This window comes from Curtobacterium pomorum, from assembly GCF_044497295.1.
Lineage (GTDB): Bacteria > Actinomycetota > Actinomycetes > Actinomycetales > Microbacteriaceae > Curtobacterium.
On record NZ_CP172409.1, the window covers coordinates 1,406,343 to 1,423,620 of the forward strand.

General features: G+C 70.8%; 20 protein-coding genes. 18 read left to right on the forward strand and 2 right to left on the reverse strand.

Annotation, left to right across the window (positions count from 1 at the left end):
- The first annotated feature begins 2 nt into the window (after positions 1 to 2).
- The 8 genes from ACGH48_RS06760 (at position 3) to dapF (ending at position 6,930) form a co-directional block, all read left to right on the forward strand.
- Positions 3 to 518 carry a CinA family protein gene (locus ACGH48_RS06760; RefSeq protein ID WP_396291108.1) on the forward strand — a complete coding sequence of 172 codons (516 nt, stop codon included), beginning with the start codon at positions 3 to 5 and terminating at the stop codon, positions 516 to 518.
- A 154-nt stretch (positions 519 to 672) separates the two neighbouring features.
- Positions 673 to 981 carry a helix-turn-helix domain-containing protein gene (locus tag ACGH48_RS06765; RefSeq protein WP_027464765.1) on the forward strand — a complete coding sequence of 103 codons (309 nt, stop codon included), beginning with the start codon at positions 673 to 675 and terminating at the stop codon, positions 979 to 981.
- 111 nt (positions 982 to 1,092) lie between these two features.
- Positions 1,093 to 1,317: a DUF3046 domain-containing protein gene (locus tag ACGH48_RS06770; RefSeq protein ID WP_123313534.1), complete on the forward strand. Its 225-nt coding sequence runs from the start codon at positions 1,093 to 1,095 to the stop codon at positions 1,315 to 1,317.
- 284 nt (positions 1,318 to 1,601) lie between these two features.
- The gene (gene recA, locus ACGH48_RS06775) at positions 1,602 to 2,663 is read left to right on the forward strand and encodes a recombinase RecA (RefSeq protein WP_123313535.1); all 1,062 of its coding nucleotides are present in this window, start codon (positions 1,602 to 1,604) and stop codon (positions 2,661 to 2,663) included.
- Complete coding sequence (locus ACGH48_RS06780) at positions 2,660 to 3,532, forward strand: regulatory protein RecX (RefSeq protein ID WP_396290716.1); 873 nt, start codon at positions 2,660 to 2,662, stop codon at positions 3,530 to 3,532. The genes recA and ACGH48_RS06780 overlap by 4 nt, the downstream gene beginning before the upstream one ends.
- 26 nt (positions 3,533 to 3,558) lie before the next feature.
- A complete protein-coding gene (gene miaB / locus ACGH48_RS06785) occupies positions 3,559 to 5,052 on the forward strand; it encodes a tRNA (N6-isopentenyl adenosine(37)-C2)-methylthiotransferase MiaB (RefSeq protein WP_396290717.1) in 1,494 nt (497 codons plus the stop codon).
- 79 nt (positions 5,053 to 5,131) lie between these two features.
- The gene (gene miaA / locus ACGH48_RS06790; protein WP_396291109.1) at positions 5,132 to 6,043 is read left to right on the forward strand and encodes a tRNA (adenosine(37)-N6)-dimethylallyltransferase MiaA; all 912 of its coding nucleotides are present in this window, start codon (positions 5,132 to 5,134) and stop codon (positions 6,041 to 6,043) included.
- Positions 6,040 to 6,930, forward strand: a complete 891-nt coding sequence (gene dapF / locus ACGH48_RS06795; RefSeq protein ID WP_111084599.1) for a diaminopimelate epimerase — start codon at positions 6,040 to 6,042, stop codon at positions 6,928 to 6,930. Before miaA ends, dapF begins: the two co-directional genes overlap by 4 nt.
- Positions 6,931 to 7,110: 180 nt before the next feature.
- Here the strand turns inward: dapF and ACGH48_RS06800 are convergent, their stop codons facing one another.
- Entirely contained in the window at positions 7,111 to 7,722 is a 612-nt protein-coding gene (locus ACGH48_RS06800) for a methyltransferase (protein ID WP_340196213.1), read from the reverse strand.
- Between the two features lie 61 nt (positions 7,723 to 7,783).
- Between ACGH48_RS06800 and hflX the strand changes: the two genes are divergently transcribed.
- Positions 7,784 to 9,322, forward strand: a complete 1,539-nt coding sequence (gene hflX / locus ACGH48_RS06805; RefSeq protein WP_396290718.1) for a GTPase HflX — start codon at positions 7,784 to 7,786, stop codon at positions 9,320 to 9,322.
- Between the two features lie 154 nt (positions 9,323 to 9,476).
- Here the strand turns inward: hflX and lexA are convergent, their stop codons facing one another.
- Complete coding sequence (gene lexA, locus ACGH48_RS06810) at positions 9,477 to 10,121, reverse strand: transcriptional repressor LexA (RefSeq protein ID WP_123313540.1); 645 nt, start codon at positions 10,119 to 10,121, stop codon at positions 9,477 to 9,479.
- A gap of 235 nt (positions 10,122 to 10,356) precedes the next feature.
- Between lexA and ACGH48_RS06815 the strand changes: the two genes are divergently transcribed.
- From ACGH48_RS06815 to scpB, 9 genes are all read left to right on the forward strand, one after another.
- Positions 10,357 to 10,734: a LysM peptidoglycan-binding domain-containing protein gene (locus ACGH48_RS06815; RefSeq protein WP_123313541.1), complete on the forward strand. Its 378-nt coding sequence runs from the start codon at positions 10,357 to 10,359 to the stop codon at positions 10,732 to 10,734.
- Positions 10,735 to 10,809: 75 nt separating this feature from the next.
- The gene (locus ACGH48_RS06820) at positions 10,810 to 11,916 is read left to right on the forward strand and encodes a histidinol-phosphate transaminase (protein WP_396290719.1); all 1,107 of its coding nucleotides are present in this window, start codon (positions 10,810 to 10,812) and stop codon (positions 11,914 to 11,916) included.
- The gene (hisB, locus tag ACGH48_RS06825) at positions 11,913 to 12,515 is read left to right on the forward strand and encodes an imidazoleglycerol-phosphate dehydratase HisB (protein WP_340196216.1); all 603 of its coding nucleotides are present in this window, start codon (positions 11,913 to 11,915) and stop codon (positions 12,513 to 12,515) included. Before ACGH48_RS06820 ends, hisB begins: the two co-directional genes overlap by 4 nt.
- Positions 12,512 to 13,147, forward strand: a complete 636-nt coding sequence (gene hisH, locus ACGH48_RS06830) for an imidazole glycerol phosphate synthase subunit HisH (protein ID WP_123313544.1) — start codon at positions 12,512 to 12,514, stop codon at positions 13,145 to 13,147. Before hisB ends, hisH begins: the two co-directional genes overlap by 4 nt.
- 97 nt (positions 13,148 to 13,244) lie before the next feature.
- On the forward strand, positions 13,245 to 13,991 hold the full coding sequence (gene priA, locus ACGH48_RS06835) for a bifunctional 1-(5-phosphoribosyl)-5-((5-phosphoribosylamino)methylideneamino)imidazole-4-carboxamide isomerase/phosphoribosylanthranilate isomerase PriA (protein WP_396290720.1): 747 nt from the start codon (positions 13,245 to 13,247) through the stop codon (positions 13,989 to 13,991).
- A gap of 4 nt (positions 13,992 to 13,995) precedes the next feature.
- The gene (locus tag ACGH48_RS06840) at positions 13,996 to 14,847 is read left to right on the forward strand and encodes an SseB family protein (RefSeq protein ID WP_396290721.1); all 852 of its coding nucleotides are present in this window, start codon (positions 13,996 to 13,998) and stop codon (positions 14,845 to 14,847) included.
- A gap of 55 nt (positions 14,848 to 14,902) precedes the next feature.
- Positions 14,903 to 15,778: a ParA family protein gene (locus tag ACGH48_RS06845; RefSeq protein WP_111084609.1), complete on the forward strand. Its 876-nt coding sequence runs from the start codon at positions 14,903 to 14,905 to the stop codon at positions 15,776 to 15,778.
- Positions 15,762 to 16,565 (forward strand): ScpA family protein, encoded by an 804-nt coding sequence (locus tag ACGH48_RS06850; protein ID WP_123313547.1) that lies wholly within the window; start codon positions 15,762 to 15,764, stop codon positions 16,563 to 16,565. The genes ACGH48_RS06845 and ACGH48_RS06850 overlap by 17 nt, the downstream gene beginning before the upstream one ends.
- Positions 16,555 to 17,256, forward strand: coding sequence for an SMC-Scp complex subunit ScpB (gene scpB, locus ACGH48_RS06855; protein WP_396290722.1), 702 nt, complete (start codon positions 16,555 to 16,557; stop codon positions 17,254 to 17,256). Before ACGH48_RS06850 ends, scpB begins: the two co-directional genes overlap by 11 nt.
- Positions 17,257 to 17,278: the final 22 nt, after the last annotated feature.

Sequence of the window (17,278 nt, forward strand, 5' to 3'; positions counted from 1 at the left end):
CCGTGCCTCCCGGTCCGGCCGACACGGTCGACGCGATCGCGCAGTCCCTGGTCGCCGAGCTGACGCGTCGCGGTGAGACCGTCGCCGTGGCGGAGTCGCTCACCGGCGGATCGGTGGTGTCGACGCTCGTCGGCGTACCGGGGGCGAGCGCCGTGGTGCGCGGGGGAGTCGTGGCCTACGCGACGCCCGTCAAGCACAGCGTGCTCGGGGTCTCGGCCGAGTTGCTGGCCGCCAACGGCGCCGTCGACCCGGAGGTCGCGCGGCAGATGGCTGCCGGTGTCCGGACCGCGCTGTCCGTCGACGGCGAGCCGGCGACGTGGGGGATCAGCACGACCGGCGTCGCGGGGCCGGACCCGCAGGACGGCAAGCCCGTCGGCACCGTGTTCGTCGGGATCGCGTCGGCGGACGGCGCCACTGCCTGGGAACTCCACCTCGACGGGGACCGCGGTGCAATCCGGACGGCGTCCGTCTCCGAACTCCTGACACGGATGTCGTCCGTGGTCCGGGGCCGGGAATAGGTCCCGTTTCCACTGGGTTACATCTCACGCAATCTCCAGCAGGACGGCAGCCAGCCTGGTTAGCATGCTTCAACCGGCAACGCTAAAGTTGCTGAACCCGAACTCGATCCTCCGGATCGGGCGGGCGCGGAGACGACAGAGAGGAGGAGTTCTCATGGTTCTCGTTCGTCAGGAAATCGGCGATGTGCTTCGGGACTTCCGCTTGCAGAAGGGCCGGACCCTCCGTCAGGTCGCGTCCAAGGCCAGTGTGGCCCTCGGGTACCTCAGTGAGGTCGAGCGTGGTCAGAAAGAGGCCAGCTCGGAGATCCTCGCGTCCGTCGCGGATGCGCTGGACACCCCCATCTCCACGATCATGCGCGAGGTGGGCGACCGTCTCGCGATCGTCGAGGGACTCACTCCCGTCCCCGACACGCTCCCGGACGACCTCGTCGCAGAGTTCGACAACGACCTCGCGGTGCGCTGAGCGCCTCGCACTGAACGCCCCCGCCGGAACCTCCCGGCGGGGGCGTTCTGCGTCCGGGAGTACTGCGCGTGCGGGGAGGCCCTGCGTTCGCGGACGCTCTAGGCTTGGCGGATGCGGGTGAGTGAGTTCTGGCGTGCCGTCGACCAGGTGTTCGGCGAGGCCTACGGATCCGTGGTCACCCGTGACGTCGTGCTCGAGGACCTCGGTGGCCGCTCGGCCGTGGACGCGTTGGACGCCGGCATCGACGCCCGCCGGGTGTGGGACGCGCTGTGCGATTCGCAGGACGTCCCGCTGGACCGGCGGCACGGCAAGGGGCTGGCCGAGCCGCAGAACTGAGGCGCGTGCTCCTCCGATCGTGCCGGCTCCGTCGCCCGAAACTCTGTTCGGCGTGTTGCTCGAACGGGTGTTCGATCGGTGGTACGTTCCTCCACAGCGGCGTCGCCCGGGTGTTCCATCCACAGATCGCGTGACCGTCGGCAGTGATGTCGGTGGCCAGCCATAGGTTGATGGACATCGGGAACAGCCCGAAGCCTTGTCGCAGAACCATCGGCCTTGCACCACCGGCCGGCGTGGACGCGACAGCCTACAGGCGGCCGAACACGAGCACGAAGGAGCACCCCATGCCATCACCGGCAGACCGCGAAAAGGCCCTCGAGACCGCACTCGCACAGATCGACAGGCAGTTCGGCAAGGGTGCGATCATGCGCCTCGGTTCGGACGAACGCGCCCCCGTCAACGTCATCCAGACCGGGTCGGTGGCGCTCGACGTCGCGCTCGGCATCGGCGGACTGCCCCGCGGCCGCATCGTCGAGATCTACGGTCCGGAGTCGTCGGGTAAGACGACCCTCACGATCCACGCCATCGCCAACGCCCAGCGCGCCGGTGGCATCGCAGCCTTCATCGACGCCGAGCACGCGCTCGACCCGGAGTACGCGAAGAAGCTCGGTGTCGACATCGACGCCCTGCTCGTGTCGCAGCCGGACACCGCCGAGCAGGCGCTCGAGATCGCGGACATGCTCGTCCGCTCCGGTTCGATCGACCTCATCGTCATCGACTCCGTCGCCGCACTCGTGCCGCGCGCCGAGATCGAGGGCGAGATGGGCGACTCCCACGTCGGTCTGCAGGCCCGCCTCATGTCACAGGCCCTGCGCAAGCTCGCCGGTGGGCTGAACCAGACGCAGACCACGATGATCTTCATCAACCAGCTGCGCGAGAAGATCGGTGTGTTCTTCGGTTCCCCGGAGACCACCTCTGGCGGTAAGGCGTTGAAGTTCTACGCGTCCGTCCGCCTCGACATCCGTCGCATCGAGACGCTGAAGAGCGGGACCGACGCCGTCGGCAACCGCACGCGCGTCAAGGTCGTCAAGAACAAGATGGCGCCGCCCTTCAAGCAGGCCGAGTTCGACATCCTGTACGGCGTCGGCATCTCGCGCGAAGGCTCGCTGCTCGACTTCGGTGTCGACCACGGCATCGTCAAGAAGTCGGGTGCCTGGTACACCTACGACGGTGACCAGCTCGGGCAGGGCAAGGAGAACTCGCGTTCCTTCCTGATCCAGAACCCGGACACGGCTGCTGAGATCGAAGGCAAGATCCTCGCCAAGCTCGGCGTCGGCGGTGCCAAGGCCGAGGACGCCCCGGTCGAGTCGATCGCGCCGAAGCTCGCGGAGCGCAAGGGCGCGTGAGCACCGACCACGACGACGACGGCCTCGCACCGGTCACCGACCTGTTCGGTGCGAGGTCCCGTCGTCGGGCCCCGGCATCTGCGGAGCCCACCGCTCCTCCCACGCCCGACCGGCCGCTGTCCGACGTCCCGGATCCCGTGCTCGAAGACGACGCGGACACCCCCGTCCCACTGCCGATCCGCGGGGCGCGTGCGCAGGCGGACTGGGTCTCGCCGGTCATCGGTGACGGGTCCGGCCGGAGCGCTCGGGCCGAGCAGGACGGCTACGCCGACGACGGCGCGGACGCCACCACGGCATCGGTCTTCTCGATCGCCGGTGGCGGGGAACTCGACCCTGCGGATGCTCCTCGTCCGCTCGACGAACAGCGTGCCGACGCCGAGCGGCTCAGCATGCGCGCGCTCGGTCGCAAGGGCGTGAGCGAGTCCGAGATGCGGACGCTCCTCACGCAACAGGACCTCGACCCCGACGTGGTCGAGCACGAGATCGAACGATTGACCCGCGTCGGGCTGCTCGACGACGTCGCGCTCGCCACCGACCTGGTGGACCGCCTGCACGCCCGCAAGGGTCTGGGGCGGCAGGGCGTCGTGACCGAGCTCCGGCGACGCGGCATCGACCAGATCGCGATCGACACCGCGCTCGACGAAGCCGCCGACGACGAGGACGACGAGTTCATCCGCGCCCAGGAGCTCGCCGACAAGCGCGCGCCGCAGTTGCGCGGGCTCGACCGAGCGACCGCCGAGCGTCGGTTGTCCGGCTTCCTGATGCGCAAGGGCTACGGCTCGGGCGTGGTGCGGATCGCCGTCCAGCGTGCCCTCGACGGCGGCGGACGTCGGCCTCCGACGGGCCGCGGGACCGTGCGCTTCGAGTAGTCGCCCCGACCTACACTGGGACGACCATGGCCACCGTCGCAGCGCGCCAGCGCACCTACGAAGTCCGCACCTACGGGTGCCAGATGAACGTCCACGACTCCGAGCGACTGAGCGGGTCGCTGCAGGCGGCGGGCTACACGGCGGCGGATGGCGAGCAGGCCGACGTCGTCGTGATCAACACCTGTGCTGTGCGCGAGAACGCCGACAACCGCCTGTACGGCAACCTCGGGCAGCTCGCCGGCATCAAGCGCGACCACCCCGGCATGCAGATCGCCGTCGGTGGGTGCCTGGCGCAGAAGGACAAGAACGTCATCCTCGAGAAGGCGCCGTGGGTCGACGTCGTCTTCGGCACCCACAACATGGGGTCACTGCCGACCCTGCTCGAGCGTGCACGCCACAACGACGAAGCACAGATCGAGATCCTCGAGGCGCTCGACGTGTTCCCGTCGACGCTGCCCACCAAGCGCGACTCGACCCACAGCGGGTGGGTGTCGATCTCGGTCGGCTGCAACAACACCTGCACGTTCTGCATCGTCCCGTCGCTCCGTGGCAAGGAGAAGGACCGCCGCCCCGGCGACGTCCTCGCCGAGATCCAGGCGCTCGTGGACGACGGTGCGATCGAGGTCACCCTGCTCGGACAGAACGTGAACTCGTACGGGGTCGAGTTCGGCGATCGCCAGGCCTTCGGCAAGCTGCTGCGCGCGGCCGGCACCATCGACGGCCTCGAGCGCATCCGCTTCACGAGCCCGCACCCGGCGGCCTTCACCGACGACGTCATCGACGCCATGGCCGAGACCCCGAACGTGATGCCGCAGCTGCACATGCCGTTGCAGTCCGGCTCGGATCGGGTGCTCAAGGCGATGCGCCGCAGTTACCGGAGCGAGCGGTTCCTCGGCATCCTCGACCGGGTGCGCGCGAAGATCCCGAACGCTGCCATCTCCACCGACATCATCGTCGGGTTCCCCGGCGAGACCGAAGCGGACTTCGCGGACACGCTCCGCGTGGTGGAGCAGGCACGGTTCGCCAGCGCCTTCACGTTCCAGTACTCGATCCGCCCCGGCACCCCCGCGGCGACGATGGACGACCAACTGCCGAAGCAGGTGGTGCAGGAGCGGTACGAGCGGCTCGTCGCCCTGCAGGAACGCATCACCGCCGAGGAGAACGCGGCGCAGGTCGGCCGGAGCGTCGAGGTGCTGGTCGCGACGGGCGAGGGGCGGAAGGACGACGCCACCCGCCGGTTGTCCGGACGCGCCGAGGACTCCCGGCTCGTGCACTTCGCCGTGCCGGAGGGCTCCGCGGTCCCGCGCCCCGGTGACGTCGTCACCGTCCAGATCACCCGGGCTGCTCCGCACTTCCTCATCGCCGACGACGATGCTCCGCTGCGCGTCCGACGCACCCGCGCGGGTGACGCCTGGGACCGTGCCGAGGCCGAGAGCTGCGGCGTGCCGACGCCGACGGCGCCCAGCGACGGCCCACGCCCGGTGTCGCTCGGGCTGCCCACGCTCCGTGTCGGGCGCTGAAGCCCTCGGTGGACCGGACGACCTCGGGCGCGACCCGGTCCCGGACCACGGGCACCCCCGCGACGCGACCGATGCCGACCTGATCGCGGTCGTCGGTGCGACGGGGACGGGCAAGTCCGACCTCGGCATCGCCATCGCCGAGCGCCTCCGCGCCGTCGGCCGGAACGCCGAGATCGTCAACGCCGACGCCATGCAGCTGTACCGCGGCATGGACATCGGCACCGCGAAGCTGTCGCTCGACGAACGGCACGGCATCCCGCACCACCAACTCGACGTGCTCGACGTCACCGACGAGGCGAGCGTCGCCGCCTACCAGGTGGCTGCCCGAGCCGAGGTCGACCGGATCCGTGCCGACGGTGGCGTCGCCGTGCTCGTCGGCGGCAGCGGGCTCTACGTGTCGTCGGTGCTGTTCGACCTGGCGTTCCCCGGCACCGACCCCGAACTCCGCGCGCGGCTCGAACGCGAGCACGACGAGCTCGGTCCGGGCATCCTGCTCGAACGGCTGCGCGGCATGGACCCGGCAGCCGCAGCGACGATCGACGCACGCAACCCACGGCGGTTGATCCGCGCACTCGAGATCGCGAGCCGATCCGAGGTCGTGACCCCGAGCCTCCCGTCCGCGCCCCGCGCGTGGCGACCGTCCCGGATCCTGCACCTGCGACGGGACCGCGAGCAACTCGTCGCGGCGCTGCACGCGCGCGCGGCGGGCATGTTCGCCGCCGGGCTCGTGGACGAGGTAGCCGCGCTGCGCGAGCAGGGCATCGAGCAGGGCAAGACGGCGCGGGCCGCGATCGGGTACTCGCAGGCGCTCGACGTGCTGCGGGGGAGCTCCACGGTCGAGGCCGCGGTCGAGGCGACCGGCATCGCGACGCGCAAGTACGCACGGCGGCAGGTGTCCTGGTTCCGCCGCTACGCCGACGCCGAGACCCTCGACGTCACCGGAGCGGACCGCGGGGACCTGTCGGAACTGGCCCGTAGGATCGTCCCGTGACCGAGCTGCACTTCACCAAGGGCCAGGGGACCGGCAACGACTTCGTCCTGTTCGCCGACCCCGACGCCACCGTCGACCTGACCCCCGAGCGGATCCGCGCGATCGCGGACCGACGCTTCGGCGTGGGCGGCGACGGCGTGATCCGTGCGGTGCGGTCCGAGGCGATCCCCGAGGGGCGCGCCCTGGTGGCCGTCGAACCCGCGGCGACCTGGTTCATGGACTACCACAACGCCGACGGCACGGTCGCCGAGATGTGCGGCAACGGGATCCGGGTGTTCGCGCGCTACCTGACCGAGTCCGGCCTGGTCGAGCTGGCGCCCGGAGAGACGCTGACCGTCGGCAGCCGCAAGGGCCTCGTCGACATCCAGCGCACCACGAACGGCTTCGCTGCCGACCTCGGCCGGTGGGGACTCGGCATCGAGGACGGCGGCTCCGACGACGTCATGGTGCGCGCCAAGAACCTCGACGGTGCTCGTCCCGGGATCGGCATCGACGTGGGCAACCCGCACGTCGTCGTCGCCGTCGCGACCGAGGACGAACTCGCCGACCTCGACCTGACCTTCCTGCCGGTGCTCGACCCGGCGCCCGAACACGGCGCCAACGTCGAGTTCGTGCTGCCCGGCGACCCACTCATCAACGACGGCGTCGGCGAGATCACGATGCGGGTGCACGAGCGGGGCAGCGGCGAGACGCTGTCGTGCGGCACCGGTGCGGTGGCGGCGGCCCTGGCGACGCGGTACTGGGTGGGCTCCGGCGCGCCGGACACCTGGCGCGTCCGGGTGCCGGGCGGGGTCGTGACGGTTCGGATGTTCGCGGCGGAGGACGGCGAGCACGTGTCGTTGTCCGGGCCGGCCGAGCTCGTGTTCTCCGGGGACCTGACGGTCTGACGCCGGGCGCGGGGGCCGCGGGCCGCGTGGGCCGCGTGGGCCGCGAGCCGGGCGGCGCGCGCGGCGCGCTTCGCTTCGTGAGCAGAAATGGTCGGGTGCGCTGCGGCGACTCGACCATTTCTGCTCACGAAGTGGCGCGGGCGCGGCCCGGCCGGGCGACGCCGGCGCTCGGTGCCGTCCCTACGCCGTCCGGCGCACGCGGATGACGCGGAACCCCTTGTCCGTGGACGCCCGCGCGACGTGGAACCCGGTGCCGAGCGCGCCGACGAGCCACTTCTGCAACGAGTCGCCCCCGAGGTCCTTCGACACCACCAACCAGGCGTCGCCCTCGACCTCGAGCCGGGGCAGCCAGGTCAGCAGGATCTCGTGCAGCTCGTCCTTGCCGACGCGGATGGGCGGGTTCGACCAGATCGTCCGGAACCGCAGGTCGGCCGGCACGTCATCGGGCAGGGCGATCGTGACGTTGGCGGTTCCGGCTGCCTCGGCGTTCGCACGCGCCAGTCCGAGCACGCGCTCGTTGACGTCGACGCCCCACACCTGGGCGTCGGGGGAGTGCAGCGCCATCGTGATCGCGATCGGCCCCCAGCCGCAGCCGATGTCGAGCAGCGCGCCGTCGTGCGCGGGCGGCGGGACGGCACCGAGCAGCACGCGCGTGCCGCGGTCGAGGCCGTCCGGGCTGAAGACCCCTGCCGCGGTCGTCAGCGTGAGCGGTCGGCCAGCGAGGGTGACGTCGATCTGGCGTTCGCGGGTGTCCGATGACGGGTTCGCGGAGAAGTAGTGGTCGTTCGCCATGGATGAACCGTAGCGGGAACCCGGTGTGTCCGAGGGCCGCCGGAGGTACCCTGTGGACAGGATGACGGATACCCATCAGCAGAACGACCAGACCAACGACGACAGCGCAGACGGTGTCGTCGAACGGGTGTTGCGCAACGCCGACCGCCGCGCAGCATCGTCCATCTTCGCCCCCGCCCAGGCGATCCAGACCCGCTCGGTCGACGACCCGAGTTGGGACGGCGACGGCGACCAGTACGACCGCGAGGACCGGGCGGCCCTGCGCCGCGTCGCCGGCCTCTCCACCGAGCTCGAGGACGTCACCGAGGTCGAGTACCGCCAGCTGCGGCTCGAACAGGTCGTCCTGATCGGCGTGTACCCGCACGGCGATGCGCAAGAGGCCGAGAACTCGCTGCGCGAGCTGTCCGCCCTGGCCGAGACCGCGGGCGCCGTCGTCCTCGACGGACTCCTGCAGCGCCGGCCGAATCCCGACCCGGCGACCTACCTCGGCAAGGGCAAGGCCGAAGAGCTCGCGATGGTCGTCAAGGCCACCGGCGCCGACACGGTGATCGCGGACACCGAGCTCGCCCCGTCGCAGCGCCGTGCGCTCGAGGACGTCGTGAAGGTCAAGGTCATCGACCGCACGGCCGTGATCCTCGACATCTTCAGCCAGCACGCGAAGACCCGGGAGGGCAAGGCCCAGGTCGAACTCGCGCAGCTCCAGTACCTGCTGCCACGACTGCGCGGCTGGGGCGACTCGATGTCCCGGCAGGCCGGTGGCCAGGTCTCCGGCGGTGCTGGCATGGGGTCCCGTGGCCCCGGTGAGACGAAGATCGAGCTCGACCGTCGTCGCATCCACACCCGCATGTCGAAGCTCCGCCGCCAGATCGCCGGGTTCCGGCCCGCGCGCGAGGCGAAGCGTGCCGACCGGCACCGCAACGAGGTGCCGAGCGTCGCGATCGCCGGCTACACCAACGCGGGGAAGTCCTCGTTGCTGAACCGCCTGACGAGCGCCGGTGTGCTGGTGCAGAACCAGCTGTTCGCGACGCTCGACGCCACGGTTCGCCGGACCGAGAGCACCAAGGGCCGCGAGTTCACCTTCGTGGACACGGTGGGCTTCGTCCGGAACCTGCCGCACCAGCTGGTCGAGGCGTTCCGCTCCACCCTCGAGGAGGTCGGCGAGGCCGACGTCATCGTGCACGTGGTGGACGGCTCGCACCCCGACCCCGCGGCGCAGCTCGCCACCGTGCGCGAGGTCATCGGCGACGTCGGTGCGCACGACATCCCCGAGATCGTCGTGTTCAACAAGGCCGACCTGATCGACGACGCCCAGCGTCTGGTGCTCATCGGCCTGGCGTCGGACGCGGTCTTCGTGTCGGCGCGCACGGGCGAGGGCATCGACGAGCTGCTCCGCGTCATCGAGGACCGCCTGCCGGAGCCCGACGTCGAGCTCACGGTCGTCGTGCCGTACGACCGCGGCGACCTGGTGTCGACGCTGCACGACACCGGTGCGGTGGAGTCCGTCGACTACGTGGAGGACGGCACGCGCCTGCGCGTGCGCGTCTTCCAGCGCCAGGTCGCGGAGCTCGACCCGTACGTGGTCGCCCCCGTCTCGTCCTGACGGCCGGCGACGGCTGACGGCTGACGGCCGGGAGGCCCGCCCCGCGTCCGCCACGCGGGTCCGGTCCGGCCGCGGTTCCGTTCAACACCGCACAACGCACATCGGCTCGGACCACGAGATCTCGTGGTTCGAGCCGATCTTGGTTGTGCGCGGGTCAGAGGGAGCGGAGGACCGCGACGACCTTGCCGAGCACCGATGCCGCATCGCCGAGGATCGGTTCGAACGCGGTGTTGCGGGGGAGCAGCCACGTGTGACCGTCGCGCTGGCGGAAGACCTTGACGGTCGCCTCTTCGTCGAGCATCGCGGCGACGATGTCCCCGTTCTCGGCGGTCTGCTGCGAGCGGACGACCACCCAGTCGCCGTCGCAGATCGCGGCGTCGATCATCGACTCGCCGACGACCTTGAGCATGAAGAGGTCGCCCGAACCGACGAGCTGACGGGGGAGCGGGACGATCTCGTCGACGTGCTGCTCGGCGGTGATCGGCACACCGGCGGCGATCCGGCCGACCAGGGGGACGAGCGTGGTGGCGTCGACGTCGGGTCCGGTGACGTCGGGCGTCGGCTCGTCGACCAGGACCTCGAGCGCGCGAGGGCGGTTCGGGTCACGGCGGATCCAACCGCCGAGCTCGAGCTGGCCGAGCTGGTGGGACACGCTCGACAACGAGGACAGCCCGGCCGCGTCGCCGATCTCGCGCATGCTCGGCGGGTACCCCCGCGAGGCGATGGACGCACGGATGGCGTCGAGGATCGTCTGCTGCTTCGCGGTCAGCGGCTTCTGGCCCCGCAGTTCGTCCACCACGTCGTCTCGCTTTCGTCGGTGCTGAGCGGCCGTGGCGGGAATGTCGGTGGTCCCCGCTTGACTTGTCCCAGTCGATCGAAACAGTATCCGACCGGTCAACCCCGGACAAACACCTGTTCGAGCGTGTCGCAAGAAAACCCCGCAGAAATCCTCTCCCAGGACTTGTGCGACGTCCGATTCGAAACTATGTTCGGTACACGACTTCGGTTCACCCGAACGGGAAGGCAAGAACGACATGAGCACCATCGCCATCGCTGACATCCAGCGCACCGCGGCCCCCGCCGCACGCGTCCGCCTGCGCCTGACGCGCCGCGGGCGCATCGTCTTCACGACGCTCGCAGCACTCCCTCTCCTCATCGTCGTCGCCTTCTTCGTCCTGAACGGCGGGCAGGCGTCCGCCGGTGACGCCGCCGCCGGTGGAGCCCGGACGCACTTCGACACCGTCACCATCCAGCCGGGCGAGACGCTCTGGCAGCTGGCTGAGGACACCGCGCCGAACGCCGACCCGCGCGACTTCGTGCAGGACGTCATCAGCCTCAACGCTCTCGACGGCTCGGGGCTGCAGGCCGGCGAGCAGATCGCCATCCCGACGAAGTACACCTCCGGCCAGTAGTCGCCGCCCGTCGTGGTGGGCAGTCCCGTCCAGACGGCTGGTCGCGGGTCGCGCTCAGCGGCCTACGATGGATCGGTGGCATTCACGCTCGAAGACCTCCCGATCCGAGACGACCTCCGCGGTCAGAGCCCGTACGGCGCTCCGCAGAAGCACGTCCGCGTCCAGCTGAACGTCAACGAGAACACGCATCCGGTGCCGGACGACGTGGCTGACGACATCGTCGCCTCGATCCGACAGGCGCTGGCAACGGTCAATCGTTACCCGGACCGCGAGTTCACCGAGCTCCGCGAGTCACTGGCTCGCTACCTCGGGCACGGCCTGTCGGCAGAACAGCTGTGGGCAGCGAACGGGTCGAACGAGGTCCTCCAGCAGCTGCTGCAGGCGTTCGGCGGCCCGGGTCGGACGGTCCTCGGGTTCCCGCCCACGTACTCGATGCACTCCATCCTGGCGTCCGGCACCGGCACCGCCTGGATCCCGGCGGAGCGCGACGACGAGTACCGCATCTCGCCGGAGACCGTGGTGGCGGCGATCGAGCAGCACCGGCCGGACATCGTGTTCCTGTGCGGGCCGAACAACCCCACGGGCACGCCGCTGCCGATCGAGACGATCGAGGCCGCGTACTCCGCGACCGACGGCATCGTGATGGTGGACGAGGCCTACGCCGAGTTCATGCCGTCCGACGCCCCGAGCGCGCTCACGCTGCTGCCGGGCCGTGAGCGTCTCGTCGTCTCACGCACCATGAGCAAGGCGTTCGCCTTCGCCGGGGCCCGTGTCGGCTACATGGCCGCGCACCCCGCCGTGATCGACGCCCTCCGGCTCGTCCGGCTGCCGTACCACCTCTCCGTCCTGACGCAGGCTGCAGCCGTCGCGGCGCTGCGCCACGCGCCCGAGATGCTCGCGATGGTCGACGACATCAAGCAGCAGCGCGACCGGATGGTGACGGAGCTGCAGGCCATGGGCTACCGGACGTACGAGACGTGGTCGAACTTCGTCCTGTTCGGTGGGGTCGCCGACCCGCACGCCGCGTTCGAGTCCCTGCTCGAGCGGGACGTCATCGTGCGCGACCTCGGCATCCCGCACCACCTGCGGGTGAGCGCCGGAACGCAAGAGGAGACCACCGCGTTCCTCGACGCCATGCGTCAGGTCGCCGCCGAGCAGCCGCCGGTTAGGGTTGGGGCATGACCGCCCGCACCGCCTCGATCAGCCGCAGTACGAGCGAATCGAGCGTCGAACTCGAGCTCGACCTCGACGGCACCGGCTCGTCCGACATCTCGACGAGCGTGCCGTTCTTCGACCACATGCTGACGGCGTTCAGCAAGCACTCGCTCATCGACCTCCGCGTGCGTTCGACGGGTGACACCGACATCGACGTGCACCACACGGTCGAGGACACCGGCATCGTGCTCGGCCAGGCCCTCAAGCAGGCACTCGGCGACCGCTCCGGCATCGGCCGGTACGGCGACGCCCTCGTGCCCCTCGACGAAGCGCTCGCCCAGGCGGTCGTGGACGTCTCCGGGCGCCCCTTCCTCGTGCACTCCGGCGAGCCGGCCGGGTTCGAGTTCCACCGCATCGGCGGGCACTTCACCGGGTCGATGATCCGCCACGTGTTCGAGGCGATCACGTTCAACGCCGGCATCACCGTGCACGTCCGTGTGCTCGGGGGTCGGGACCCGCACCACATCGCCGAAGCCGAGTTCAAAGCGTTCGCGCGAGCGATGCGCAAGGCGGTCGAACTCGACCCGCGCGTCGACGGCATCCCCTCCACGAAGGGCGCACTGTGACCGCGAAGCCGAACGTCGTCGTCCTCGACTACGGGTCGGGGAACGTCCACTCCGCGGCGAAGGCGCTCGAGCGGGCCGGTGCCGACGTCACGCTGACCTCGGACAAGCAGGCGGCGCTCCGAGCCGACGGGCTGCTCGTGCCCGGGGTCGGGGCGTTCGCCGCGGTCATCGACCAGCTCGAAGGCGTCCAGGGTGGCGAGATCGTCGACCACCGTCTGGCCGGCGGCCGTCCCGTCCTCGGCATCTGCGTCGGCATGCAGGTGCTGTTCTCGCGGGGCATCGAGCGCGGTGCCGACGTCGAGGGGCTCGGGCAGTGGCCCGGCACCGTCGAGCAGCTCGAAGCCGAGGTCCTGCCGCACATGGGCTGGAACACCGTCCAGGCGCCGGAGGACTCCGTGCTGTTCGACGGGCTGCACGACGAGCGGTTCTACTTCGTGCACTCGTACGGGGTGACCGACTTCCCGCTCGACGCCTACGGGCCGTTCCGTGCTCCCGGCCTGACCTGGGCCGAGCACGGGCAGCGGTTCATCGCCGCGGTCGAGAACGGGCCGCTCACGGCGACCCAGTTCCACCCCGAGAAGTCCGGCGAGCCGGGCATCCGCCTGCTGACCAACTGGGTGCGCTCGCTCTGAACCCGGCCCGCGACGGGCGCGACGGCGCCGCCGGACGCGCCACGGGCCTCCAGTCCGAACACCGCACCTTCTCCACCGCGACGAAACCGACAGGACCATGACCGACCTCACCGACACCTCGCCCCTCGTCCTGCTGCCGGCCGTCGACGTCGTCGACGGCCAGGCGGTCCGGCTGACCCAGGGTGAGGCGGGCAGCGAGACCGGCTACGGCGACCCCGTCTCCGCCGCACGCACCTGGCGCGACCAGGGCGCGGAGTGGATCCACCTGGTGGACCTCGACGCGGCCTTCGGGCGGGGCGACAACCGCACGGTCATCGCGCACGCGATCCGCGAGGTCGAGGGCGTGTCCGTCGAGCTGTCGGGCGGCATCCGCGACGATGCCTCGCTCGAGGCGGCCCTCGCGACCGGTGCCGCGCGCGTCAACCTCGGCACGGCGGCCCTCGAGAACCCTGGCTGGGCCGCTCGGGTGATCGGCGAGTACGGCGAGCAGATCGCGGTCGGGCTCGACGTCCGGGGCACGACCCTCGCCAGCCGCGGCTGGACCGAGGACGCCGGCGACCTGTGGGAGGTCCTGGACCGCCTCGAGGCCGCGGGGTGCGCACGCTACGTCGTCACCGACGTGACGAAGGACGGCACGCTGCAGGGCCCGAACGTCGAGCTGCTGCGCCAGGTGTGCGACCGGACCGACCAGCCCGTGGTCGCCTCGGGTGGGATCTCGACACTCGACGACCTGCGGGCACTCCGCGAGCTCGTGCCGTTCGGGCTCGAGGGCGCGATCATCGGCAAGGCGCTGTACTCCGGGGCGTTCACGCTGCCGGCCGCGCTCGACATCGCCTCGGAGTAGCGGCGTGGCGGGGATCTCCAACGGGCGCGGAACCGGGCCGGACGTCGAGCCCGGCGCCGGGTCGGACGGCGCGCACGGCGTCGACGACGCGCACACCCCGGGTGGCGCGGCGGACTCGGCCGGCTTCGCGTGGGAGGGCCGCACGTTCGACCACCACGACACCGCCTTCGCCGACGACGACGGTCTGGCCGACCCTGCGGTGACCGCTGCGATCACGGGCCTGGCCGCCGGTGCCTCGCAGGCGGCGGTCATCGAGGCGCTGCGCACCGCCCGACTGCTCATCCCGCTGATCGCCGAGGCCGGTGACCTCGGCGAGACCGACGCCGGCAAGGTGGTGGACAAGACCCAGGAACTCTCCATCGTGACGGTCGCAGGGCCGGACGGGCGGAGCGTGATGCCCGCGTTCACCTCGGTCGACGCGATGCACGTGTGGGACGCCGACGCCCGGCCCGTACCCGTCGAATCACGCCGGGTGGCGATGGCCGCGGCGAGCGAGGAGACCCAGCTCGTCGTGCTCGACCCGAAGTCCGACACCGAGTTCGTGCTGCGCCGTCCCGCGGTCTGGGCGCTCGGCCAGGACCTGCCGTGGACGCCGTGCTTCGAGGACCCCGAGGTCGCTCAGGCGTTCGCGGACTCGGTCGTGGGGGAGCGCAGCGTCGCCCGCGTCGAACTGACCCCCGGGGACCCGGTCGGACGCTTCGCCGGGCCGGAGCTGACCGTCGGGCTGGCGCTGCACCCGGGGCTCGACCGCGAGCAGGTCGGCGACCTCGTCGGCCGGCTGCAGCAGCGGTGGTCGACGGACCCGGTCATCGCCGAACGCGTCGACAGCATGCGCGTGGCCCTCCGCGCCGCCTGAGCCGCGCGCGGCGGTGCGGCCTCGGCCCGGGCGGCGTCGCCGGTACGATGGCCGGGTGAGCACGAACCCGACGACCAACCCCACCGGCGCGACCTCCATCGGTCCGACGGGTCGTCCTGTCCGGGAGTTCCCCGTGCCCGAGGAACTCGACAGCACCGGCCCCGCGCGCATCATCGCCCTCTGCAACCAGAAGGGCGGCGTCGGCAAGACCACGACGGCGATCAACCTCGGTGCAGCGTTGGCGGAGTACGGCCGCAAGGTCTTGGCCGTCGACTTCGACCCGCAGGGTGCGCTCTCGGCGGGTCTCGGTGTCCGCACGCACGACATCCACACCGTCTACGACCTGCTCATGGGCGCCGTGAAGGACCCGATCCAGGTCATCCAGCCGACGAACACCCCGGGGCTCGACGTGATCCCCGCGAACATCGACCTGTCCGCGGCCGAGGTGCACCTGGTCAACGAGGTCGCCCGCGAGCAGATCCTGGCGAGCGTGCTGCGCAAGGTCGCGAACGACTACGACGTGATCCTGGTCGACTGCCAGCCGTCGCTCGGTCTGCTCACCGTCAACGCCCTGACCGCGGCGCACGGCGTGCTCATCCCGCTCGAGTGCGAGTTCTTCGCCCTGCGCGGTGTCGCCCTGCTCATCGAGACGATCGACAAGGTGCGCGACCGTCTCAACCCGGCACTGACGCTCGACGGCATCCTGCCCACCATGTACGACTCCCGCACCCTGCACTCGCGCGAGGTCATGGAGCGCGTCGTCGACACCTTCGACGACCGGGTCCTCGACACCGTCATCGGACGCACCGTGAAGTTCCCCGACGCCACGGTCTCCGCGCGGCCGATCACCCAGACGGCGCCCGACCACGCCGCCGCCCACGCCTACCGGCAGCTCGCACGAGAGCTCGTCCAGCGTGGCGCCGTCGCCTGAGCCGGGGTTCCGGGTCCGACTCGCCAACTTCGACGGCCCGTTCGACCTCCTGCTGTCGCTCATCACGAAGCACGAGCTCGACATCACCGAGGTCTCGCTCGGCGCGGTCACGGGGGAGTTCATCCAGTACGTGCGCCAGGCCGAGTCGGCGGACGAGCTCGACGAGGCCAGCGAGTTCCTGGTCGTCGCCGCGACCCTGCTCGACCTGAAGATCGTCGGGCTGCTGCCGCAGGGTGAGCTCGTGGACGCCGAGGACGTCGCCCTGCTCGAGGCCCGCGACCTGCTGTTCGCGCGGCTGCTGCAGTACCGGGCGTTCAAGCAGGCCGCCGACTGGTTCGGCGAACGCTGGGGCGTGGAGTCGCGTCGGCACGTCCGCAGCGTCCGGCTCGAGGAGCGGTTCCGCGCGCGCACGCCCGAGCTCGTGTGGACGCTGTCGGTGCAGGACTTCGCTGCGCTGGCGGCGCTGGCGTTCGCCCCGCGGGAGATCCCGACGGTCGGTCTCGACCACCTGCACGCGCCGCTCATCAGCATCCGCGAGCAGGCCGCGATCGTCGTCTCGATCCTGCGGACACGCGACGGCGAGGGCGTCTCGTTCCGCGAACTGGTCGCGGGCGTCGACCAGACGGGTATCGTGGTGGCTCGCTTCCTCGCGATCCTGGAGCTGTACCGGAACGCATCGATCTCGTTCGAACAACTCGAGCCGCTCGGGGAACTCACGCTCCGATGGACCGCCGAGGACTGGTCCGACGAGAGCCTCGCCAACCTGGGAGCCGACTATGACGGATGACGCACACGACGCGTCCAGCGCCGAGCCCGGCGGCGCCGACGAGATGGCCGATGCCCGCGCGATCGAGCACGCGATCCACGAGCGCGCCGAGCACGACCGCGCCCCGCAGGCGCACCAGGCGATCCCGCTCGACCGCCAACTCGAGGCGATCCTGATGATCGCCGACGAGCCCCAGTCGCTCGTCGCACTCGGCGCCGCCGTGGACGCCCCGGTGCCCGCCGTCCGCCAGGCGATCGAGCGCCTCGTCGCGGACTTCGACGGTGTCGACGGCACGATCCGACGCGGGTTCGAACTCCGCGAGGTCGGCGGCGGCTGGCGTTTCTACGTCCGCCAGGACCTGGACGCCGTCGTCGAGCAGTTCGTCGAGGCCGAGCGCCCCTCGCGTCTGTCGCAGGCCGCGCTCGAGACCCTGGCGGTCGTCGCCTACAAGCAACCGATCACGCGATCCCAGATCGCGGCGATCCGTGCCGTCAACGTCGACGGCGTCGTCCGAACGCTGGTCGCGCGCGGTCTCATCGAGGAGTCGTTCACCGACTCCGAGACCGGCGCCATCAACTACGTCACGTCCGATCTGCTCCTGCAGCAGCTCGGCATCAACTCGCTCGACGAGCTGCCGCTCATCTCGCCCCTCCTGGACGACGGTGCGGACGGCTTCGGGCAGAACGAAGGGATCCCCGATGGCCGGGTTTGACGACCGGGGGCGCGGCGCGCCC